22 protein-coding genes, 1 tRNA gene and 1 pseudogene are annotated in these 20360 nt (G+C 64.6%); 16 read left to right on the plus strand and 8 right to left on the minus strand.

All coding sequences use genetic code 11. The features are described 5' to 3' along the window. Nucleotides 1-459 precede the first annotated feature (459 nt). Nucleotides 460-831 (minus strand): annotated as a pseudogene (locus tag ABFO07_RS06540) (helix-turn-helix domain-containing protein); the annotation flags it as partial. Nucleotides 832-1100: 269 nt separating this feature from the next. On the opposite strand from ABFO07_RS06540, the gene ABFO07_RS06545 reads away from it, so the two are divergent. From ABFO07_RS06545 to ABFO07_RS06590, 10 genes are all read left to right on the plus strand, one after another. After that, nucleotides 1101-1913 (plus strand): acyl-CoA thioesterase domain-containing protein, encoded by an 813-nt coding sequence (locus tag ABFO07_RS06545; RefSeq protein ID WP_347468567.1) that lies wholly within the window; start codon nt 1101-1103, stop codon nt 1911-1913. A 15-nt stretch (nt 1914-1928) separates the two neighbouring features. Further along, complete coding sequence (locus ABFO07_RS06550; protein WP_060160321.1) at nt 1929-3164, plus strand: acetyl-CoA C-acetyltransferase; 1236 nt, start codon at nt 1929-1931, stop codon at nt 3162-3164. A 242-nt stretch (nt 3165-3406) separates the two neighbouring features. Then, nucleotides 3407-4453, plus strand: coding sequence for an aromatic ring-hydroxylating dioxygenase subunit alpha (locus ABFO07_RS06555; protein ID WP_081063219.1), 1047 nt, complete (start codon nt 3407-3409; stop codon nt 4451-4453). Between the two features lie 333 nt (nt 4454-4786). After that, the gene (locus ABFO07_RS06560; protein WP_230954326.1) at nt 4787-6700 is read left to right on the plus strand and encodes a fatty acyl-AMP ligase; all 1914 of its coding nucleotides are present in this window, start codon (nt 4787-4789) and stop codon (nt 6698-6700) included. Between the two features lie 57 nt (nt 6701-6757). Continuing rightward, nucleotides 6758-7717 carry an acyl-CoA desaturase gene (locus ABFO07_RS06565; RefSeq protein ID WP_059883964.1) on the plus strand — a complete coding sequence of 320 codons (960 nt, stop codon included), beginning with the start codon at nt 6758-6760 and terminating at the stop codon, nt 7715-7717. A gap of 27 nt (nt 7718-7744) precedes the next feature. Next, nucleotides 7745-8728 (plus strand): acyl-CoA desaturase, encoded by a 984-nt coding sequence (locus ABFO07_RS06570; RefSeq protein ID WP_059564485.1) that lies wholly within the window; start codon nt 7745-7747, stop codon nt 8726-8728. A gap of 51 nt (nt 8729-8779) precedes the next feature. Further along, the gene (locus tag ABFO07_RS06575) at nt 8780-9100 is read left to right on the plus strand and encodes an acyl carrier protein (RefSeq protein ID WP_059564486.1); all 321 of its coding nucleotides are present in this window, start codon (nt 8780-8782) and stop codon (nt 9098-9100) included. A gap of 13 nt (nt 9101-9113) precedes the next feature. After that, nucleotides 9114-10220, plus strand: coding sequence for a fatty acid desaturase (locus tag ABFO07_RS06580; protein WP_059810749.1), 1107 nt, complete (start codon nt 9114-9116; stop codon nt 10218-10220). Continuing rightward, the gene (locus tag ABFO07_RS06585) at nt 10220-11140 is read left to right on the plus strand and encodes an alpha/beta fold hydrolase (protein WP_347468569.1); all 921 of its coding nucleotides are present in this window, start codon (nt 10220-10222) and stop codon (nt 11138-11140) included. The genes ABFO07_RS06580 and ABFO07_RS06585 overlap by 1 nt, the downstream gene beginning before the upstream one ends. Continuing rightward, entirely contained in the window at nt 11137-11322 is a 186-nt protein-coding gene (locus ABFO07_RS06590; protein WP_059564489.1) for a rubredoxin, read from the plus strand. The genes ABFO07_RS06585 and ABFO07_RS06590 overlap by 4 nt, the downstream gene beginning before the upstream one ends. Before the next feature lie 280 nt (nt 11323-11602). Here the strand turns inward: ABFO07_RS06590 and ABFO07_RS06595 are convergent, their stop codons facing one another. Together ABFO07_RS06595 and ABFO07_RS06600 are read right to left on the minus strand one after the other, a co-directional pair. After that, a complete protein-coding gene (locus ABFO07_RS06595; protein ID WP_347468571.1) occupies nt 11603-12097 on the minus strand; it encodes a hypothetical protein in 495 nt (164 codons plus the stop codon). Beyond that, nucleotides 12094-12645, minus strand: a complete 552-nt coding sequence (locus ABFO07_RS06600; RefSeq protein ID WP_059564491.1) for a hypothetical protein — start codon at nt 12643-12645, stop codon at nt 12094-12096. The genes ABFO07_RS06595 and ABFO07_RS06600 overlap by 4 nt, the downstream gene beginning before the upstream one ends. A gap of 286 nt (nt 12646-12931) precedes the next feature. Between ABFO07_RS06600 and ABFO07_RS06605 the strand changes: the two genes are divergently transcribed. The 3 genes from ABFO07_RS06605 (at nt 12932) to ABFO07_RS06615 (ending at nt 15279) form a co-directional block, all read left to right on the plus strand. Next, the gene (locus tag ABFO07_RS06605) at nt 12932-13129 is read left to right on the plus strand and encodes a hypothetical protein (RefSeq protein WP_059810752.1); all 198 of its coding nucleotides are present in this window, start codon (nt 12932-12934) and stop codon (nt 13127-13129) included. A gap of 142 nt (nt 13130-13271) precedes the next feature. After that, on the plus strand, nt 13272-14690 hold the full coding sequence (gene otsA, locus ABFO07_RS06610) for an alpha,alpha-trehalose-phosphate synthase (UDP-forming) (protein ID WP_124490126.1): 1419 nt from the start codon (nt 13272-13274) through the stop codon (nt 14688-14690). Then, nucleotides 14683-15279 (plus strand): AAA family ATPase, encoded by a 597-nt coding sequence (locus ABFO07_RS06615; RefSeq protein ID WP_059810754.1) that lies wholly within the window; start codon nt 14683-14685, stop codon nt 15277-15279. Before otsA ends, ABFO07_RS06615 begins: the two co-directional genes overlap by 8 nt. A gap of 27 nt (nt 15280-15306) precedes the next feature. Here ABFO07_RS06615 and ABFO07_RS06620 read toward each other — a convergent pair whose 3' ends face one another. After that, nucleotides 15307-16674 (minus strand): MFS transporter, encoded by a 1368-nt coding sequence (locus ABFO07_RS06620; RefSeq protein WP_059810755.1) that lies wholly within the window; start codon nt 16672-16674, stop codon nt 15307-15309. Between the two features lie 166 nt (nt 16675-16840). Further along, the gene (locus ABFO07_RS06625) at nt 16841-17221 is read right to left on the minus strand and encodes a DUF5594 family protein (RefSeq protein ID WP_059564496.1); all 381 of its coding nucleotides are present in this window, start codon (nt 17219-17221) and stop codon (nt 16841-16843) included. 124 nt (nt 17222-17345) lie between these two features. On the opposite strand from ABFO07_RS06625, the gene ABFO07_RS06630 reads away from it, so the two are divergent. Beyond that, nucleotides 17346-17771 (plus strand): hypothetical protein, encoded by a 426-nt coding sequence (locus ABFO07_RS06630; RefSeq protein ID WP_063897976.1) that lies wholly within the window; start codon nt 17346-17348, stop codon nt 17769-17771. Nucleotides 17772-17938: 167 nt separating this feature from the next. Here ABFO07_RS06630 and ABFO07_RS06635 read toward each other — a convergent pair whose 3' ends face one another. Beyond that, complete coding sequence (locus ABFO07_RS06635) at nt 17939-18391, minus strand: hypothetical protein (RefSeq protein ID WP_059810756.1); 453 nt, start codon at nt 18389-18391, stop codon at nt 17939-17941. Nucleotides 18392-18530: 139 nt separating this feature from the next. On the opposite strand from ABFO07_RS06635, the gene eco reads away from it, so the two are divergent. Continuing rightward, nucleotides 18531-19031 carry a serine protease inhibitor ecotin gene (gene eco / locus ABFO07_RS06640; RefSeq protein ID WP_059883957.1) on the plus strand — a complete coding sequence of 167 codons (501 nt, stop codon included), beginning with the start codon at nt 18531-18533 and terminating at the stop codon, nt 19029-19031. A 138-nt stretch (nt 19032-19169) separates the two neighbouring features. Here eco and ABFO07_RS06645 read toward each other — a convergent pair. Beyond that, nucleotides 19170-19244: transfer RNA gene (locus tag ABFO07_RS06645), tRNA-Arg, on the minus strand. Between the two features lie 144 nt (nt 19245-19388). After that, a complete protein-coding gene (locus ABFO07_RS06650; RefSeq protein ID WP_017331532.1) occupies nt 19389-19571 on the minus strand; it encodes a rubredoxin in 183 nt (60 codons plus the stop codon). A gap of 199 nt (nt 19572-19770) precedes the next feature. Between ABFO07_RS06650 and ABFO07_RS06655 the strand changes: the two genes are divergently transcribed. Further along, complete coding sequence (locus ABFO07_RS06655) at nt 19771-20175, plus strand: DUF4399 domain-containing protein (protein WP_059883956.1); 405 nt, start codon at nt 19771-19773, stop codon at nt 20173-20175. The last annotated feature ends 185 nt before the right edge of the window (nt 20176-20360 follow it).

The following is a 20360-nucleotide window of genomic DNA, read 5'->3' on the forward strand; positions in this document are numbered from 1 at the left end:
TTGTATGTCGTCGCGCAGTCCATGCACCTTGCTTTTGGGGTTCTCTTGTTGACGTGCCGATACCAAGGCGGTCAAATCGACGGCGTCTCCGATGATGAACACATGCAGCTCCGATGCATGTGCGCTGCGGCACATGACATCGACGAAGTCGGCCACGGACTTGTCCGTCTCGGCCGGGGCTAACGATAAATTGATTCTTTTGATCTCGATGAGCAAAGCATTAAGCGTTTGCTCCAGAAGCTGGTCATTGCCGGATACCTCGATATCCAAATCGCCGGCTATGTCGATACGGAAGTCCGAGTTCAGCGATTCGTCGATTGCAATAACAACGATCTTGACATGGTGATCGGCGTATACGCCAACAATCTTGGCCAAACGCCTGATCTTCAATATTTCGATACTCGGCGTTACCGCGGGGGATGCAACTTTACTGTCGATCGAATTTCTTATGCGTGCGACCGTCGATCTGGAGATTCCAGAAGCACGCGCGATCTGCGCCATGCTCGGCCGCACGGTGCCGGATCTCGAGGCCAAGGCCTTCACCTGAACAATACGCTCGTCGTCAATCGTGCGGGGGGCTCCTGGCCTCGGCGCATCGTACAAACCAGCGATGCGTTCGCTGTTGAAGCGCGCCTGCCATTTTCTCACTGTTCGTTCGTTGACGCCGTGCTTGTCCGCGACGACCTTGTTATCCGCCGTATCGGCGCAAGCCAAAACAATTTTCGACCTCAACGCGACAGACGGCGTCACCTCGTCGCTTTCCGCGAGTGCTTTTAATTGAATTAGCTCCTGATCCGTCAATGTGATCCGGGCCCTCGGTCGTCCTTTCATATGCCCTCTTTGGCTACCGATGTGTAGCTACCGCGAATGGTTACGAGTATTTCGGAGCGAATTTCTGAACAGGTCTAGGGTAGTCTAACGACTGTTCCGATTCCGGCGCAACAATAGAATGTTCTAAACGCAACGCTCTTAACGGCGCTTTTCCGTCGAATACATCGGCATTAGCTTGAGAGGTTTAGGCCTTTCAAATCGGCCGCAAACCAGGTCTAGCGAAGCGGGCCGACGCCATCCTGGATTGAGTTCAACTAGGGAGTCGAAGTTTGGAATCTTTTGACCTAAGAGCAACCGTCGCGCAGCTTTGGGACGCATCACAGCCTGAAGCGCTAATCGGGCTGGACCAATCCTGGTGGGGGTGGGGCGGCATTCATGGCGGTTTGGCATTGAGTCTCATGACAGCCGCTATGCAACGCAGGTCGGAAGGACGCATTCTGCAGCAGGTATCGGGGCAATTTCGCCGTTCGCTGCGAGAGCCATTCAAACTGAATGTGTCAGAACAGGGTGTGGGAAAAAATGTGTCGTGGCTGGGCGCGCATGCGTTTGACGGCGAAAATGTAGCTGTTTCGGCTAGTGCAATATTTTCCGTCTCAAATACGCAGGATGTAATGAAAGGCGTGAAATCCATGTCACCTGAGATGCCAGCCGTACCGCCGGCATTCGAGTGCCCGATATTCACCGTTCCGCCTGAATTCGTGCCGTTTGCGCGACATACCGAAATCCGGCCAGTGGGCAGCGCCCGGCCATACATGGGAGGCGCCGAGCCTGAACTGGTCGCGTGGATTCGCCTGGTCGATGATGATCTTCCGCCGGATGACAAGCGGCTGATCGTGCTCATGGATGCACTCGCACCTTCTTATTCAGCGGTATTCAATAGTCCGGTCGCGATCCCTACTGTCGCGCTCACGGTGACACCAGGCAACGGTTTGAGTGCGGCTTCCTCACCGTGGGTGTTACTGCGCGCCCGCACCGACATCTGCCGACATGACGGCTGGCTGCTGGAACGCCTAGACGCTTGGGCGCCGGATGGCGCGCATCTCGGCTCGGGTGAGCAATTGAGAGTTCTGAAATTCAATTAACGGAGCGATGAATTGATTGCGAACAGCTACATTGTCGGTGCGGCGCGCACGCCACGCGGAAAAGGCAAAATTGGCAAAGGCGCATTGACGGGCGTGCATCCGCAAGAGCTACTGGCGAGCGTTCTCAGGGAGTTGCCCAAGAGATCTGATTTCGATGTGCGCGATGTCGATGACGCAGTGGTCGGCGCAGTGTCCCAGATCGGCGCGCAAGGCGCGAATATTGCGCGGAATTCCGTGTTGGCTGCGGGGTGGCCACAAGAGATCGGGGGCGTATCGCTTAATCGATTCTGCGGATCAGGGCTTCAGGCTGTCAACTTTGCGGCGATGGGGGTTGCATCCGGTGCACAGCAGCTCGTCGTTGCGGGCGGCGTGGAAAGCATGTCGCAGTTTGGTCTCGGAGCGGATGGTGGTGGCCAAGATGCCGGCAATATCAAGCTGCGCGAGCGCGTTTTTCAAGTCCCTCAGGGAATTAGCGCCGATCTGATCGCTACGCTGGAAGGCTTTAGTCGGGAAGATGTCGACGCGTGGGCGCTGCGCTCTCAGGAAAATGCCGCGGTCGCGATCAACGAAGGTCGGTTCAATCGTTCGCTCGTCCCTGTTAGTGACCCGTTCACGGGAGAATTGCTGCTGACCCGAGACGAGTTTCCCCGTCCGGATACGACAGCACAAGGGCTGGCGGCATTGCAGCCGTCCTTCGAAGCATTGGGCCGCCAGGCTGCCGGTCCGAATGGTGAAACCCTTGACCAAATTGCCGTTGCCGCATATCCCCAGGCGGGGACGATTCGGCATATTCATACGGCTGGCAATTCCAGTGGCATCGTTGATGGCGCTGCAGCTGTGGCAATTGCATCCGAGGACTACGTAAAAGCTCACGGATTGAAGCCACTTGCCCGTATCCGTGCGGTTGCCACGGTCGGGAGCGAGCCATTGATTATGCTCACGGCGCCTGCATTGGCTAGTCGGAAGGCATTGAGGATGGCCGGCATGCACCCGAATGATATTGATCTTTGGGAGATTAACGAGGCTTTCGCTGCAGTCGTGCTGCAAGCGATTCGCCAGCTCGAAATTGATCCGGCGCGCGTAAACGTCAATGGTGGATCTATTGCCTTAGGTCATCCGCTGGGAGCCACCGGGGCCATCCTAATTGGAACGGCGCTTGATGAACTGGAGCGCAGGGGTAAATCGACCGCATTGATCTCGATGTGTATTGGCGGAGGCCAAGGTATTGCGACGCTCATCGAGCGCGTATAACACAATATCTCGATAGTCGCCAATCTCCGCCGCTGAAATATCGAGCTTCGCGATGATTTTTGTAAGCTGTTAATTGGCTGTTTCGCAGGCCAAGGTCTGCGTTCGGTCAATTAGTACCGCAAATCAGTAAAACAAATATAAGGGATGGGTTGGTGCGGCGGGCGAGATTTCCGGAGTTTTGCGCAGGCGCGCCCGTGGAGATGGAATTCTTGTGTTGTCGAGATTAAAATCGAGGGGATAGCATGTTCTTGCAAAATCAATGGTACATAGCGGCTCTTTCAAAAGAAATAGAGGAAAAGCCGCTTGGTCGTACCATTTGCGCCGAGCAGATAGTGTTCTACCGAACCCACGGTGGTCAAATCGCGGCATTGCCGGATCGATGTCCCCATCGTCAGGCGCCATTGTCCAAAGGTCGGGTCATTGAAGGCAACATTCAGTGCCCCTATCACGGCATGGAGTTTTCGGCACAAGGTACGTGCGTCCATATTCCGAGTCAGGCAGTCGTTCCCCAGCGCGCTCATCTGCAATCCTATACGGTTGCGGAAAATCATGGATTTGTGTGGATCTGGATCGGGAAGGAACCCGCTGGGAAACTCCCGGATATTCCGGAGTTGTCCGATATTGAATCCGATTCGCATGCCGGCACCATGTTTTATATGCACGCGAAAACGGATTATCGACTCGGTGTGGATAATTTTCTGGATGCGTCGCATGTGTTATTCGTGCATCCCAACACCGTTGCGTCGGAGGCTGTTACGGCGGCCAGCACGGAGATGCTCGTGAAGGGGGATGAGGTGCGAATTCGGCGCGTGATGCCGGGTGAAGCCTGTTCGCCCTTGTTTAAGGCAATCCTCAAGTCGGACACCATGGATCGCGTTCAGGATTCTGTCTTTCGTCCAGTGGGCCATACATGGATCGAGACCACGGTGACGCTGCCGAACGTGAAGAGTGACCTGGTAATCAAAACGCGTACCTTCGGCCTGTTTACTCCGGAAACCGAATCAACCTGCCACATGTGGACCGGACTGTACCGCGATTTTGATATCGGCAACGATAAATTGAGTGAAATAATTGCCCAGCAAATCGTGCGGACGGTCGATGAGGATATAGCGATATGTGAAGAAGTGCAGCGGAACTGGAGTGATCGCACATCCGTCGTTCATCTGGTAACCGATAAGGGAGGCCTCGCTGCGCGAGCGATTTTAAGGAAATTGGGTGGAATGGAAGCCAATCCTGCGGCGGCGATGAATTTCAATCAGCTGGAGCAAGGCGAACTGCAAAGCAGTTAATTGAATGGGCTTTGTACCGCGATCTTTAACGATGCCTTCCGGCGGATAGTGAGCAGGCTCGCTGCAATTCGTTGAGTGTTCCGGCAATGAGTGTGGCGACTCCAGGAGCGTTCAGGCGGCTCGAGCCGCGCGGCGCCGACGATCGACATCCCGCTCCATCGTCTGCGGCGACTCGATGATCCTCTACGGAGGCGCGCGAAAAAGCCGCGCCGACGACGAGCCCCACAACACCGAGCCTTTGGGTTGGTCGCCAGGCGCCGCGGGGAATGGCAAGTCTCTCGACCACCGAGAGGATTCGCAGCAAGTGAAGGTCATGGCAATGGCGATGTGCCTTTGGTCCGTCGTCTCACTGTTTCAAGCGCGTATGCAAGCACGAACGATCTCGTTTCCCGATGCGTCGTACTTCGAGTCGGGCGATGGGGCGATTCCGCTCCTGATTGGATAGAGAGATATAGAGATATGAACGGCCCCCACATCCCGACGCTGCAGGCGGAATGCAGTGCTTTGTCCCTGCTCGATATTCTTTGCGAGCGCGCCGACCGTACGCCGGAGCAGATCGCATTCCACTTCCTGCGCGACGGCGAGGACGATGTCGTGAGCTGGTCCTATCGCCAGTTCGCCGCCGCTGCCGTCCACGTGCGCAACCTGGTGCTGCAGTACCCGCTGCACGAACGGCGCGTACTGCTGCTGCTCGAACCCGGCCTGAACTATGTCGCCGCGCTGTTCGGCATCCTGCTGGCGGGCGCCACCGCCGTGCCGTCGTTTCCGCCCGCAGGTTCCCGCGCGGTCGCGCGCTTCGGGTCGATTTGCCGCGACGCGCATCCCGACGTGGTGATCGCCGGCAAACTGCACGGCTCGCTGCAACAGCATCTCGATAATCTCTATTCTGGCCAGCGCGCGACGCCTGTCTTGCTGACGGTGGACGAGAGTTCCTTTAGCGATATCGGTGCATGTACGCATGACATCCGGAGCATGATTGCGAAGGATGTCAATCTGGAGCGGCCCGCGTTGCTCCAGTACACGTCGGGATCGACGGGCGAGCCCAAGGGGGTCGTCGTTACGCACGCGAATCTCGTCAGCAACTGCGCGGTGATCGCCGAACGGCTCGGCGATGATCCGGATCGTGTCGGCTGCACCTGGTTGCCGCCGTATCACGATATGGGGCTGATGGGCGCACTGCTGCTCTCGGTGTTCAGCGGCTTTCCGCTCGTGATCCTGTCGCCGCAGCATTTCGTCCAGCGTCCGTATCGCTGGCTCAAGGCGATCACCGACTATCGGGTGACAACGAGCGTCGCGCCGAATTTCGCGTTCGATCTGTGCGTCGACAACGTCAGCGAAGAAGAAGCAGCCACGCTCGATCTGAGCTCCTTGCAGCACGTGTTCTGCGGAGCGGAGCCGGTGAGTTTCGCCACGCTCGAGCGTTTCTTCGAGCGCTTCGGCCGACATGGCTTCGAGCGCCGCGCCGTGGTGCCATGCTACGGCATGGCGGAGGCAACACTGTATGTATCCGGCAAAGTGGGCCGTTTGCCGATCACGCTGATCGACGTCGACAGGGATGCGCTCGCGCGCGGCCTGTGCAAGCCGCGCAACTCGGAATCGGACGTGCACGGACACGCCACGCTGGTCGGCTGCGGGCCGGTGGCGGCGGGCCATCAACTACTGATCGTCGATCCCGCGACGAAGCGCGTGCTGCCGGAGCGGGTCATCGGCGAAATCTGGTTCTCCGGCCCGAACGTCGCGGCCGGCTATCTGAACCGGTCCGACAGTGACGATGTCTTCGCGGCGACGATCGGCGATGGCAAGGGCGATCCGTCGCGCTACCTGCGCACGGGCGACCTCGGTTTCCTGCACCGCGGCGAACTGTTCGTGACGGGGCGGATCAAGGATGTCGTGATCTTCGCGGGGCGCAACCTGTATCCGAACGACATCGAGGGATCGGCGCAACTGGCGCATGAGACGATCCGCACAAACGGCGTGGTGGCGTTTTCGATCAACGACGATCAGCAGGAGTCGCTCATCATCGTTGCGGAACTCAAGCGCACGCGCCGTCTGAATCACGAACAAATGCGCGAGGTGCGCGCGGCGATCACGCGAGCCGTCACGTGCGACCACGGCGTTTCGCCCGCGGTGGTGCATCTGTGTCCGATCGGCGCGATTCCACTCACCACGAGCGGCAAGGTACGCCGGCAAGCGTGCAAGCAGGCGTTCCTGCAAGGCAGTCTGAGCGAGCTGAAGGCGAGCCCGTAAGCAATACACAACGTGCATTGTCGTTTTCACTCTCGTTGTCTTTCTTCGGAGCCAGTCATGGCGAAAGCGGATTCTTTGTCTTCATACACCCCGGAAGCCTCTCCCGCGGCGAAGGCCGACACCGACGTGCGAGCCCGCCGGCTTGCCTATCTGACCGTGGGGCTTCCCGCGCTTGGCTTCGCTCTGGCGATTGCCTATACGTGGATGTATGGAGTGCGCGCAACCGATTTCGTGCTGCTGGTGGTGATGTATTTCTCGACCGCGATTGGTGTCGAAACCGGCATGCACCGATATTTCTCTCACCGTGCATTCAAGGGCCGCCCGGTCGTCACCGTGCTGCTTGGCGTGCTCGGCAGCATGGCCGCCCAGGGCCCGATTCTGTTCTGGGCCGCCACGCACCGGATGCACCACGCGTTCACCGATCAGGACGGCGATCCGCATTCGCCGCGCCCGCGCGCGAACCGGCACGGCAAGCTGAGCCGGTTCGCGGGCTTCTGGCACGGCCACGTGGGCTGGCTGTTCACGGTGCGCCGCGAGAACTGGAGCGCCTATGTGGCCGATCTGCTGCGCGACCGCCTGATCGTCAATCTCAACCTGCGGTACGGCTGGTGGGTCATGCTCGGCCTGGCAATTCCGGCACTCGCAGGCGCACTGCTTGCGCCCGCCGGGCAGGCCCTGGTCGGGGCCACGGGCGGCTTCCTGTGGGGCGGCCTCGCGCGGATTTTCCTGCTCGACCAGTCGACCTGGGCGGTCAACTCGCTTTGCCATACGATCGGTACCCGGCCGCACGTGACGCGCGACCACAGCAGAAACTTCGGATTGCTGGCGATCGTGTCGGTGGGCGGCGCGTGGCACAACAACCATCACGCTCAGCCGGCCTACGCCAACAACGATCACGCGTTCTGGCAGCTTGATCCGTCCGCCTGGTTCATCCGCCTGCTCGATGCGCTGGGTCTTGTCACGGAGGTGCGCTATGCCCCAAAGCGTCGTGCGCACGACCCCTCAACTTCGTCTTAACTCTTTTATCAGCGCTTGGAGACCTCCATGACTTCGTCGACTCAGGTTGCACCCGGCGTGACTGCCGCCGGCGGGCTGTCGGCCGCCGACGGGCAGATCCCTGGTGTTTCGCCGTTGCAAGGCAGCGGCGCGCGCGTCAAACGCTACACCGCACTGGCCGTGATGCTGGTGCCACTCGCCGGGTTTGCGCTGGCGGTGCGCCAACTCGTGCTGGGTGAGTTCGCCGTCACCGACCTGGTGTTGTTCGCGGTGTTCTATTTTCTGCACATGGGCGGGATCACGATGGGTTTCCACCGGTATCTCGCGCACAAGACGTTTCGCACTTCGAAATGGTTCGAGGGGCTGTTGCTGATCTGCGGTTCGATGGCGGCGCAAGGGCCGATCATGTTCTGGGTGACGACGCACCGCCGCCATCATCTGTACAGCGACCAGAAGGGCGATCCGCATTCGCCGAACCTGGCCGGCACGGGCCTGTTCGCGAAGCTGCGGGGCCTCTGGTATGCGCACATGCCGTGGATGCTGGCCCCGGACACGTCGGGCTGGACTTTCTTCGCCCCTGACGTGCTGCGCGATCGCCGTCTGTTCTTCTATCACCGCACCTACGCATGGTGGATCGTGCTGGGCCTCGTGCTGCCCGCAGCGATCGGCGGCGTCGCGAGCGGCTCCTGGCACGGCGCGTGGAACGGCCTGCTGTTCGGCGGCTTCGCACGGATTTTCCTGGCGAATCAGGCGGCCTGGTGCGTTGGCTCGGTCTGCCACATGTTCGGCGGACGGCCATTCAAGACCGACGACAACAGCGCGAACAACTGGCCGGTCGCCGTGCTCACGTTCGGCGAAGGCCTGCAGAACAACCACCACGCGTTCCCCGCGTCGTACCGCCATTCGGTGAAGTGGTACGAGCCGGATCTCAGCGCATGGGTGCTCTGGACACTCGGCAAGGGGGGCGTCGTGTGGGATCTGCGCTCGCCGGAGCCCGCGGCGATCCGCAAGCTCGCCAAGCAACCGCATTGAAAACTTTCGTCGTGGTTTCTTTCGTCTCTCTCGTATAAAGGGGTATGCACAATGTCTCAAGCTGGAATCCTGGGCGGCCTGTTCGGCCGCAAGAAAGCCGCGGCCGCCGACGTTGGCCCGCTGACGGAAGCGTCGATCCGCAACTGGCTTGTCGACCGGCTCGCCAGGCAGTTGAAGGTGGATCGCGCCGCCATCGATCCTGCCAAGCGTTTCGACGAATACGGCCTCGATTCGATCGTCGCGGTGCAGGTGTCGGGCGATCTGGAGAAGGTCGTCGAGAATCGGCTGTCTCCGGCGCTGCTGTTCGAACACGGCAGCATCGACGAACTCGCGCGACACCTCGCGACCGAGCTTGGCCTGCAGGCTACGTGATCGGGAGATCGACATGGCGAACACTTACACCGTTCCGAGCGCGCCGCCCGCGCGTTTCGAGGAATTTCTGCAGAAATCGAAGGCAATCGAGGGTGTGCGGCTTGCCGACGCGATCCCTAAATCGCTGTACGAGCCGCGCGCGTGGCGCGGCGTGCTCGGTTTCGTGGTCAGCTATGCGGTGTATATCGGCGCGCTCGTCGGCATCGCGTACGCGCCGCACTGGCTTTTCTATCTCCCGCTGTGGCTGATCGCCGGCCTGGGTGGCTGGGGGTTGCACTGCATCGCGCACGACTGCGGGCACAACTCGTTCTCGCGCTCGCGGCCCTTCAACCTGGTGATCGGGCATCTCTCGCTGCTGCCGCTGCTGTATCCGTTCTACGCCTGGAAGCACACGCACAACCTGCACCACGCGAACACGAACAACCTGGAGATGGACACGGACTGGCGCCCGATTCCCGCGCAGTTGTATGACCGCATGCCGCTGCTCAAGCGCCTCGAATACGCGGGCACGCGCAAATGGCTGTTCTGGGCGGGCACGGTGAGCTACTGGAAGGAATCGGGCTTCCGTCCCGGCTTCTACCCGAAGCGCGAGATGCGGCGCGACGTGAGGCGCTCGATCGGGTTCGTGCTGATCGTATCGGTGGTCTACTTCGCGGCGCTGATCCATTTCACCGGCGTGACGGGCCTGTTCCTGTATTTCGTCGCGCCGTGGCTCGCGATTCACGCATGGTTCAGCGCGACGACGCTGATGCACCATACGTCGGATGACATCCCGTTCCTGCCGTCGCAGCACTGGACGCCGAACGCGAGCCGCCTGCTGGTGACGACCGACTACCGGTATCCGAAGTGGCTGCACTTCCTGACGCACAACATCTCGGTGCACACCGCGCACCACGTCGCGCCGATCGTGCCGTTCTACAACCTGCCGAAGGCGCAGGCGGCGCTCAAGGAAGCGTTTCCGGGGATGATCCGGGAGAAGGACTTCACGTTCGGCGAGCTGTGGTACGTGATCCGTCACTGCCACTTCTACGATACCGAGTCGGGCTACTACCGGAGCCTGTCCCGGGAGCAGGTGCCGGTCGGCGCGCATGCGGCGGCGGCCGCGACGGAGGGCCGGTGATGGCGGCCGCGGATCTTTCCGACGTCTCGCCGATCGCGCGGCAGACGGCGCGCGCGCCATCGCTGGGCATGCGGCTCAGCCATCGCGCGTACCAGGTGCTGAACGTCTTCGCGCCACGCGCCGCGGGACGGCGCGCGGCTGACGCGTTCGGCTTCACGCGCGGCTACGGGCTGCCTGTCAGCGATCGCGTACCGCTCGGCGCGAAGGTGACGTCGATCAAGGGCAATCCGGATATCGACCGGGCGTATTACTGGGCGGGTGGCGCGTCGCGGGCGCTGCTTGTGCACGGGTGGGGCACCGACAGCAGCAGCATGCTGAGCTTCGTGAAGCCGATGCAGACGCTGGGTTTCTCGGTGGCGGCGTTTGACGCGCCCGCGCACGGGATCTCGCCGGGCAAGCACACGACGATGACGCAGTTCACCCGGGCGACGGGCGCGGTGCTGGATGCGATCGAAGGCGCGCAAGTGGTGATCGCGCATTCGCTCGGCTCGATCGCGGCGATCTCGGCATTGGCGGAACACGCGCGTCGCGCGCCGTTGCGCTGCATCGTCCTGATCGCGCCGACCAGCGCCCTGACCGAGGTGCTGGAGCGCTGGTCGAGCGACGTGGCATTGCCGCGTCCGGTGGTCGAGCGCGTCTATACGGAACTGCTGGCGCGCAATGGCGTGCCGGTGAGCCACTGGGACATTCCGGCGCGAGGCGCGTCGATCAATGTGCCGGTGCTGGTGGTGCACGACCCGGCCGATCCGGTCGTGCCGTACTGCGAAGCGCAGCGGGTGGTGGCGAGCCTGCCGGAAGCGACGCTGTCGCCGGCGCCAGGCACGGGGCATGGGCGGATTCTGTCGGATGCGAAGGTGCGCGAGCAGGTGCGCGAATTTGTGACGCGACATACGTCGAATTCTGGGGAGCTGGCGGAATGAGCACGACTGCAGTAAAGATGCGCACGCTGATGTGTCTGGTGTGCGGCTGGATTTATTCGGAAGAAGACGGTGCGCCGGACGACGGCATTGCGCCGGGAACGCGCTGGGAAGACATTCCGGCCGCCTGGAAGTGTCCGGAATGCGGTGTCGGCAAGGAGGACTTCGAAATGGTGTCGATCTGAGACAATGGAGGCATGCAGCCGTTTTGGGGGCGCGGCAAACCAGGGAATCCGCCAGCTTGCGGGCGGTGGTGCGACACGTGTCCCGTCAGCCGCGCGTCAAGCGGCAGGGCGCAGGCGGTAAAGCTCGTTTTTGCGTTGTCGCGTGCCGAGAACGGAAGATCGATCGCGGCGCCTCTGGTTTAATTCTTGGATCATGACGTCGAGTCCTGAGCGACGGAGCGGGCCGCCTGGCCCGGCAGCGGCGGGCGCCGCGCGCGAGGCGCGGCCCGCCGCGTTGCCGTTACTGCAGGTTGCCCCAGCGGGCGACGGCCGCCTCGGCCGATGCCCACTTCCAGCGCGGGCCCTGCTGGCACGCGCTCGCGAAATACCAGTCGGCCTTGTTGCCGTCCTTCATCGAGAATGCGAATTCCTTGCACAGCGCGAGCGCGGTCGAATACGCGCGTGTGACCCGCACTTCGCCTTCGCCGTTCTCGAGCGGAATCGTGTTCTTCACCTTCCACGCTTTCACTTCACCGACCGCGAGGCCGCCGGCCGTCTGCGCGATCGCGTCCTGCTGGTTCTGATGGAGCTGTTTCATCGTGCGCTTCACGGCCTCGTCGGTGGCCGCCTGCACGGCGATGCCGACCCCGACGCCGACGGCCGGGTTCGCGGTGACGAGGCCGGTCGCCGCGCCCGCGAGCGCGCCGCTCGCCGCACCGACCGAGCTGCAGCCGGACAGGGCGGCGCCGGCCGCGCACAGCGCGCCGAGCCACGCAAGGCGGAGCGCGACGCTCATTGCAGCGCGCCCCAGCGTTCGGTCGCCGGCTCGGCAGACGCCCATTTCCACTGCGGGCCGTCGCGGCAGATGGTCGCGACGTAGAACGCCGATTGCGCGGCGGCATCGGGTTTCGCCGGCGTATCGACCGAGAAGACGATTTCCTTGCAGTCGAGCGGGCCGATGCTGATCATCCGGCTGACCGTTACGCGGCCGTGCTCGTCGTCCTCGATCGGGAACGAATGGTTGGTGGTCCACGGCGCGACGCCGCCGACGTCGAGCGGCCCGGCCGCCGTCGCGATCTGCGCCTGCGTATAGCGGTGCGCGACGCGCTGCGTGTACTGGACGCCCGCGCGCGCGCCGGCAACCGCGCCGAGGCCGATGCCCGTCGCGACGGCGGCGTTGTTGGTGACCTTGGAGGCGATCGCGGCGCCCGCGATGCCGGCGCCGGCTGTCGCGCCTTCGCTGTACAGCGAATTGCAGCCGGACAGCAGGGCGGCCGCGGCGGCCGCGGCCAGCACGATGCGCGCCGGCATGGCCCGGCGTGGCAGTTCGAAACGGAGGTTCATCCCTGAGTGCGAGTCCTGTCTGGGTGAGCGTCGATGCATGCGTGCGCTCATGCCGTGCCATTGTTTCTCAATTGTCATAGGAAAACTGCAAAGCTTTGACAAATCGGCGGCGGCGGCCTCGCGTGCGCGCGCGGCGCCATTGTCCGGCAGAAGATCGACGAAGGGTCGAAACGTTACAAATTGAAGGCAATTGTTACCTTGGGGTGCGAGGTTCGTGCCTAGACTGTTTTGATATGGAATGTTTCGACGACGGCCGCGCGCCGTTTTGCCCATGAGACACCCAGCCATGCGCCGTTCGCGGCGGCCTGCGCAGTCATCGCCCGATGCGGGCGCCGGCCGCTCGCGGCCGCGCCCCGACGCACCTTCCGCGCCGCCCGCCGGCGCGCCCGCCACGGCGCCGCACGACGGCGATCACAACCAGGGCGGAACCCGCCCGGAAGGGCTCGACTATCAACGCGACCTCGGCCAGGAACAGGACGCGTGACGTCGTCCTCGCCGCATTCCGCCGCACTCGCACGCCGTCGCATTTCCACGTCTGAACCGCCACGCGGCAGCGCCCGAGCTGCCGCGCCTGTCCCGGCGCGCGTCGCGCGCGCCGGCCATTCGAATCAAGAAGGGGGAGCCGCATGAGCAGATTGATCGTGGTATCGAACCGTGTCGCCATCGGCGAGGACTCGCGCCCGAGCGCGGGCGGCCTCGCGGTCGGGGTGATGGATGCACTCAAGGAAACCGGCGGCATCTGGTTCGGCTGGAACGGCGAGATCGCCGGCGCGCCGGACGCGCCCGAGATCCGGCGCGACGGCAACGTCACCTACGCGACGGTCGGCCTGACCCGGCGCGACTACGATCAGTACTACCGCGGCTTTTCGAATGCGACGCTGTGGCCCGTGTTCCACTATCGCGGCGATCTCGCGCGCTTCGACCGCCAGGAATACGCGGGCTACCTGCGCGTAAACGGCGCGCTCGCGAAGCAGCTCGCCGCGCTGCTGCAGCCCGACGACATCATCTGGGTGCACGACTATCACCTGCTGCCGTTCGCGCACTGCCTGCGCGAGCTCGGCGTGAAGAACCCGATCGGCTTCTTCCTGCACATCCCGTTTCCTTCACCCGACATGCTGCGCATCGTGCCGCCGCACGACGAGCTCGTGAAGTTCATGTGCGCGTACGACGTCGCCGGCTTCCAGACAGAAGCCGACAAGCAGGCGTTCGTCGACTACATCGAGCGGCGCGGCATCGGCGCGTCGAGCGACGACGGGATGCTGCATGCGCACGGGCGGGTCGTGAAGGTGGCCGCGTATCCGATCGGCGTGTACCCGGACGCGATCGCGCAGGCCGCGGTGCAGTACGGCGCGCGCAAGCCCGTGAAGATGCTGCGCGAGTCGCTCGGCGAGCGCAAGCTGGTGATGAGCGTCGACCGGCTCGATTACTCGAAGGGGCTCGTCGAGCGCTTCCAGGCGTTCGAGCGGATGCTCGCGAACGCGCCTGGCTGGCAGGGCCGCGTGTCGCTCGTGCAGATCGCGCCGCCGACGCGCTCCGACGTGCAGACCTATCAGCATATCCGCGAGACGCTCGAAGGCGAGGCGGGCCGCATCAACGGACGCTTCTCGCAGCTCGACTGGACGCCGATCCAGTATCTGAACCGCAAGTACGAGCGCAACCTGCTGATGGCGTTCTTCCGGATGTCGCAGGTCGGCTATGTGACGCCGCTGCGCGACGGGATGAACCTCGTTGCGAAGGAGTACGTCGCATCGCAGGATCCGGCCGACCCGGGCGTGCTCGTGCTGTCCGAGTTCGCGGGCGCGGCGGCCGAGCTGCCGGGCGCGCTGCTCGTCAATCCGTACGACCTGTCGCAGATGGCCGAGGCGCTCGAGCGCGCGCTGTCGATGCCGCTCGCCGAGCGGCAGGCGCGCCACGACGAGAACCTCGCGCGGCTGCGCGCGAACGACCTGTCGGTCTGGCGCGATACGTTCCTCGCCGATCTGCGCAGCGTCGCGACGGCCGCCTCGGTGACGCGGCGCGCAGGCCGGCGGGCGGCGCATGTCTGAGCCCGTGCCGCTGCGCGAGCCCGGCGCGAACGACCGGGCCGACGACGCCGCGCGGCGCTTCTTCGTCGTGACCGGCGGGCCCGGCTCGGGCAAGAGCACGCTGATCGACGCGCTCGAGCGCGCCGGTTTCGCGCGTTCGCAGGAAGCGGGGCGCGGGGTGATCCAGGATCAGATGGCGGTTGACGGCCGCGCGCTGCCGTGGCGCGACCCGGCCGCGTTCGCCGAGCTGATGCTGAGCTGGGAGATGCGCTCGCACCACCTCGCGCGTCACGCGCGCGGGCCGGTGTTCTTCGACCGCGGCGTGCCGGACGTGATCGGCTACCTGCGCCTGTCGGGGCTCGCGGTGCCCGCGCACGCGGAGGCCGCCGCGCGGCGCTTCCGCTATCACCGGCGCGTGTTCATCGCGCCGCCCTGGCCGGAGATCTATACGCAGGACACCGAGCGACGGCAGGACTTCGACGAAGCGGTGCGCACCTACGAAGCGATGGTCGACTGCTATGCGTCGTACGGCTATCGGCTGGTCGAGCTGCCGCGTGCGAGCGTGAAGGCGCGCATGCGCTTCGTGCTGGACGCGCTCGATGCGGCCTGAAGCGCGGGACGCTTGCCGGCGGGGCGCTCAGGCCGACGCGTTTGGCTGCGGTGCCGCAATGCGCAGCGTGCTGACGACGGCGGCGGCGGCCGCGAATGCGGCGGCGACGTAAAGCGCGATCGTCGGGCCGTGTTCGGGCGCGATCCCGAAGATCAGCGCGACGAGCGCCGCGCCGAGCGTCTGCCCGGTCAGCCGCGCGGTGCTGAGCATGCCGCCCGCGCCGCCGGCGCGCTCGCGCGGCGCCGACGACAGCATCGCACGATTGTTCGGCGACTGGAACAGCCCGAAGCCCGCGCCGCACAGCGCCATCCGCCACACGATGTCGCCGGTGCCCGGATGCGCGCCGATCGTCGCGAGCGACAGCAGGCCCGCCGCGAACAGCGCGAGCCCGATGCCGCCGAGCACGCCGGCCGAGTAGCGGTCGGACAGCACGCCGGCGAGCGGCGCGGCCACGACGATCACGAGCGGCCACGGTGTCATGTAGAGGCCGGTCTGCACTTGCGAGAAGCCGAGCGAGTGCTGCAGCCAGAACGGCAGCGCGACGAACGCGAGCATCTGTGACGTGAACGACGCGATCGACGTGCAGATCGACAGCGCGAACACCGGGATGCGCATCAGGTCGACCGGCAACAGCGGCGCGGGCTGCGACAGCTGGCGCTTCACGAAGAAATAGCCGACGACGAACGCCACCGCCAGCTCCGCGGCGACGAGCACGCCGCGCTCGCCGTGGCCGAGCCCGTCGACGGACATGATCAGCAGCCCGAACACGCAGGCGTTCATCAGCGCGCTCGGGATGTCGTACGGCGCGTCGTGCAGCGGGTTGGCGGGCAGCGCGCGCAGGCTGCCGAGCACTGCGGCGATGCCGATCGGCACGTTGATCGCGAACAGCCACGGCCACGGCGCGACCGCCAGCACCGCGGACGCGACCGTCGGCCCGACCGCCGACGACAGCGCGACCACCATCGCGTTGATCGACAGCCCGCGCCCGAGCATCGACGACGGATAGATCATCCGCACGAGCGCCGCGTTGACGCTCATGATGCCCGACGCGCCGAAGCCCTGGATCACGCGCATTACCGCGAGCGTCGGCAGCGACGTCGCGAGCGCGCAGCCGAGCGAGGCGGCCGTGAACAGCGCAAGGCCTGCGATGTAGATGCGCCGGTAGCCGATGCGCTCGCCGAGCGACGCGAGCGGCAGCAGCGTGATCGTGACGGCGAGCTGGTACGCGTTGACGATCCAGATCGAGGCCGCGTCGGACGCGTGCAGGTCGCGTGCGATGGTCGGCAGCGCGACGTTCGCGATCGCGCCGTCGAGCACGGCGAGCGTGATGCCCAGGGCGACGCAGACGATCGCCCAGTAGCGTTGCGGAAGCGGCAGGCCGGTATCGGGATTCATGGCGGGGACGTGTCGGCCCGCGGTCGGAACTCGGCCGTCGGGCCTGCTGGTGGGGATTATTCGACAGGTTGCGCGCGCCGGCGGCGCGCTCGCGTGGGCCCGCGGGCACAAGCCGGGCGAGTGTATCACCGGGCCGGAAAACGCGTCGCCGACGCGGCGCGCGTGATCAACCTTCGAAGTCGAGGCCGCCGAGCCGCACGAGCGGATCGGCTTGCGTGCGCGACGCGAGATCGATGTCGCGCGCGCCTTGCCACGCGGCCAGCTTGCGCGGCAGCGCTTCGAGGTAGTGCTCGAAGCGTTGCATCCCGTGCGGCGCCATCAGCTGTTCGATCTCGTCGGTATCCCAGGTCAGCTCGAGATTCAGCGGATGCGCGAAGCCGCTCACGTGTTCGTGCGGCGCGCTGTGAATGCGGACTTGCGTCGGGTGACCGTGCCCGGCGTACGGGACGACTTCGGTCTGGACGTGGTCGGCGAAGAAGGCGGCGATCGCACGCGCGATGCGCGGCGCGAATTCGGTATCGAAGCGGCGGGCGGTTTCCGGCTGCATGCAGGCGTCTCCTTGGTCGGAAAATCCTAGCACGGCGGCCGGGCGCGCGGTTCGGCCGGTTAGCCGGGCGGCCGTAATTGCGCGTTACCACTTGCTGCATCTATTACGGCGGCTTGCCGCCACAATGCATCGCATCCCGTACCACTTCGCGTGGGAGTCCATCATGAAGAAGATCGCAGCAGTGTGTGTACTCGCAGGTTCGCTGGCCGTCGCGGGGCCGGCGTCCGCGCATGGCCGCGACGGCGGTGCCGTGATCGGCGCGCTGATCGGCGGCGCCGTGCTGGGCGCGATCGTGACGTCCGCGCTGAATTCGCCGGTTGCGTACCAGGCGCCCGTGTATCAGGCGCCGGCCTATCAGCCGCCGACGTACTACCAGGCGCCGGCGTACCAGCCGCCCGCGTATGCGCCGGGCTACCAGCAGGCGCAGTACCAGGACGACGATGGTTATGCCGCGCAGCCCCGCTATTGCTACGACCGCTATCAGCGCGCGTATGTGTGCGGCGCGCCGGCGCCGGGCGGCTACGGTTACGCGCAGCCGGGCGGGTGGTAAGCGTGGTCATGTGCGCGTGAGCGGCCGAGCTGCCCGCGCCGGAGAAGCGGAAGCAGAAAGCAGAAGGCCCTCGCATCAAGCGGGGGCCTTCTTCGTTTGCGGGTCGCCGCAGCGTCATGCGCGCAGGGGATAGCCGATCGCGCCGGATACAAACGGTTGCAATTGCGTCAGTGCGAGTGGCCGTTTCCGCGATAGTTGTCGACCTGGCCGCTGCGCCAGTCGCGGTCCCCGCGATTGCCGCGGTTGCCTTCGTTCGAACGGTTGCCGTTGTTGCCGTGACCCCAGCCGTTGCCATTGCCATTGCCATTGCCGCGATCGCCCCAGTGACGATCGCCGCCGTTGCGGTCGCCGCCCCAGTTACGGTCGCCCCAATTGCGGTCGTGTCGCCAGTCGCGATCGCCGCGGCGGTAGTCGCGGCGATCCCAGTCGTGGTCGCGGCCGCCGCCGCCCCAGACGTTGACCGTGCCGTACAGCGGGGCATACGACGGGCCGTACGCATAGCCGGGGTCCGAATAGTAGGTCTGCTGCCCGTAGCCGTACCCGGCGTCCGGGCCGACGACGCAGCCCGTCAGCAGCGTGGCGACGGCGGTGGTGGTGGCGAGGGTGATGAGCTTGATCATGGCGTTCTCCGTTGGATCGCATCATATGTGGCGGAACGCCGCGCATCTGGCAGCAATTGTGACGCTAAATTACAGCGACGAAAGGTCGGATGATGAAAGTGTTAGCATCCGGGGCCATTTGTTTTCCAGGAGCACATCGATGAAATTCGCGATCCGGGCCGCACTGGCCGCCGTGTGTGTGACGACCGCCGCCGCTTGCGCGGCCGGGCCGACGTCGGAGACGGCGGTGTCGGCCGAGTCGATCAAGATGTTCCCGAAGGCCGCTGCCGGCCAGCAGCGCGCGGTGATCGCGCTGCCCGCGCTCGCCGACGAAGCCGACGCGCGCGTCGAGCTGATGATCGGCAAGACGCTGCAGACCGACTGCAACCAGCAGTGGTTCGGCGGCGAGCTGAGCGCGGAGACGGTGCAGGGCTGGGGGTATACGTACTACCGGCTGTCGGACGTGAAGGGGCCGGCGTCGACGCTGATGGCCTGCCCGGGCCAGGCGCCGCGCGAACGGTTCGTGCAGGTGCGTGGTGACGATCGGCTGCTGCGCTATAACAGCCGGCTGCCGGTGGTCGTGTACGTGCCGGAGGGGTTCGAGGTGCGGTATCGCGTGTGGCGTGCGTCGGCGGATGTGAAGCAGGCGGTGAGGCAGTAACGCGGTGGGGTGTGTTGCGCCGGTGTCGCGGACGTGCGATGCCGGCGCGGGCTGCATGCCGTCATGCGTATGGATGCAGCGCAGTGGATGTGTATCGAGTGAAGCGGGCAGCGCTGATGACTGGCGCGCGGCGATGACTGGTCCCCCCGACAGGAATCGAACCTGTATCTAGCGCTTAGGAGGCGCTTGTTCTATCCATTGAACTACGGGGAGCCTGCCGACCCGGCATCTCGCGTGCAACGCAAGCCGGGCAGCGGTGTGGACAGCGCGCAGAGTATAGCAAACGCGCATTGGCATCGGCGGACGGAATGCGCACCGATGCTGGCGCGCCGCGTTGCGCGGCGCGCGATCAGCCGATCAGAAATCGACGACGACGAAGTCTTCCTTGGCGACGTCGCACAGCGGGCAGCGCCAGTCGGCGGGAATGTCCGCGAACCGCGTGCCGGGCGCGATGCCCTCGTCCGGCAGGCCTTCCGCCTCGTTGTAGACCCACCCGCAAATCAGGCAGACCCAGCTCTGGTATTCGGTCACTTCGCTCATGTCGCGCTCAGGAAAATGGAATCAGGGTAATGCCGTCCGCGGCCCGGCCGGCGGACGAAAGGCGCAATGGTACCGGAATTTCGCCGAACTCGGCCGCAACGTCGTTTTAAACGTGCGCATCACGAACAATGCAACCGGAACCCGTGCGCCATGCGTGCGGTGTATGCTTCCCGGGCTGTCCAATCATAAGGAGAAACCGATGCTGAACAGAAAGTGGATCGCGGGTGCGGTGTGCGTGGCGGCGATGGCCGTGTCGACGATCGCGCGGGCCGAGGGCCGTGTGTATTTCGTCGAGCCGACGGACGGCGCGACGGTGTCGAACCCGGTGCACGTGAAGTTCGGTCTGGAAGGCCTGCAGCTTCGGCCGGCCGGCGACATGACGCCGAACACCGGCCATCACCACCTGCTGATCGACGGCCGGCCGATCCCGAAGGGCGAGGTGATTCCCGCGGGCGAACATTCGCTGCACTTCGGCAAGGCCCAGACCGAAACCGAGATCATGCTTCCGCCGGGCCGGCATACGCTGACGCTGCAGTTCGGCGACGGCGCGCACCGCTCGTACGGCCCCGAAGTGAGCCAGACCATCATCGTCAACGCGAAGTAAGCGGGCGCACCCGGGCAGGCGCACCCGCGCGGGCGGCCAGGCCGTCCGTGCGCGGGGTGCGCGCCCGCTCCGGTGGCCGCCGCCCGCGCGTGGCGGGCCGCAACCGGGCCGCACGGCCGCTCTCGCGGCATCATCCATTCGGCCATACCGGTGGCGGCGTCCGCCACCGGTACAATGAGCGCTTC

The organism is Burkholderia stagnalis (assembly GCF_039848545.1).
Taxonomy (GTDB): Bacteria; Pseudomonadota; Gammaproteobacteria; order Burkholderiales; family Burkholderiaceae; genus Burkholderia; species Burkholderia stagnalis.

Coding starts and splice junctions, on each gene's coding strand:
- ABFO07_RS06555 (WP_081063219.1), top strand. CDS start 3,407: ATGTTCTTGCAAAATCAATGGTACATAGCGGCTCTTTCAAAAGAAATA.
- ABFO07_RS06565 (WP_059883964.1), top strand. CDS start 6,758: ATGGCGAAAGCGGATTCTTTGTCTTCATACACCCCGGAAGCCTCTCCC.
- ABFO07_RS06570 (WP_059564485.1), top strand. CDS start 7,745: ATGACTTCGTCGACTCAGGTTGCACCCGGCGTGACTGCCGCCGGCGGG.
- ABFO07_RS06575 (WP_059564486.1), top strand. CDS start 8,780: ATGTCTCAAGCTGGAATCCTGGGCGGCCTGTTCGGCCGCAAGAAAGCC.
- ABFO07_RS06580 (WP_059810749.1), top strand. CDS start 9,114: ATGGCGAACACTTACACCGTTCCGAGCGCGCCGCCCGCGCGTTTCGAG.
- ABFO07_RS06585 (WP_347468569.1), top strand. CDS start 10,220: ATGGCGGCCGCGGATCTTTCCGACGTCTCGCCGATCGCGCGGCAGACG.
- ABFO07_RS06590 (WP_059564489.1), top strand. CDS start 11,137: ATGAGCACGACTGCAGTAAAGATGCGCACGCTGATGTGTCTGGTGTGC.
- ABFO07_RS06595 (WP_347468571.1), bottom strand. CDS start 12,097: ATGAGCGTCGCGCTCCGCCTTGCGTGGCTCGGCGCGCTGTGCGCGGCC.
- ABFO07_RS06600 (WP_059564491.1), bottom strand. CDS start 12,645: ATGAACCTCCGTTTCGAACTGCCACGCCGGGCCATGCCGGCGCGCATC.
- ABFO07_RS06605 (WP_059810752.1), top strand. CDS start 12,932: ATGCGCCGTTCGCGGCGGCCTGCGCAGTCATCGCCCGATGCGGGCGCC.
- otsA (WP_124490126.1), top strand. CDS start 13,272: ATGAGCAGATTGATCGTGGTATCGAACCGTGTCGCCATCGGCGAGGAC.
- ABFO07_RS06615 (WP_059810754.1), top strand. CDS start 14,683: ATGTCTGAGCCCGTGCCGCTGCGCGAGCCCGGCGCGAACGACCGGGCC.
- ABFO07_RS06620 (WP_059810755.1), bottom strand. CDS start 16,674: ATGAATCCCGATACCGGCCTGCCGCTTCCGCAACGCTACTGGGCGATC.
- ABFO07_RS06625 (WP_059564496.1), bottom strand. CDS start 17,221: ATGCAGCCGGAAACCGCCCGCCGCTTCGATACCGAATTCGCGCCGCGC.
- ABFO07_RS06630 (WP_063897976.1), top strand. CDS start 17,346: ATGCATCGCATCCCGTACCACTTCGCGTGGGAGTCCATCATGAAGAAG.
- ABFO07_RS06635 (WP_059810756.1), bottom strand. CDS start 18,391: ATGATCAAGCTCATCACCCTCGCCACCACCACCGCCGTCGCCACGCTG.
- eco (WP_059883957.1), top strand. CDS start 18,531: ATGAAATTCGCGATCCGGGCCGCACTGGCCGCCGTGTGTGTGACGACC.
- ABFO07_RS06650 (WP_017331532.1), bottom strand. CDS start 19,571: ATGAGCGAAGTGACCGAATACCAGAGCTGGGTCTGCCTGATTTGCGGG.
- ABFO07_RS06655 (WP_059883956.1), top strand. CDS start 19,771: ATGCTGAACAGAAAGTGGATCGCGGGTGCGGTGTGCGTGGCGGCGATG.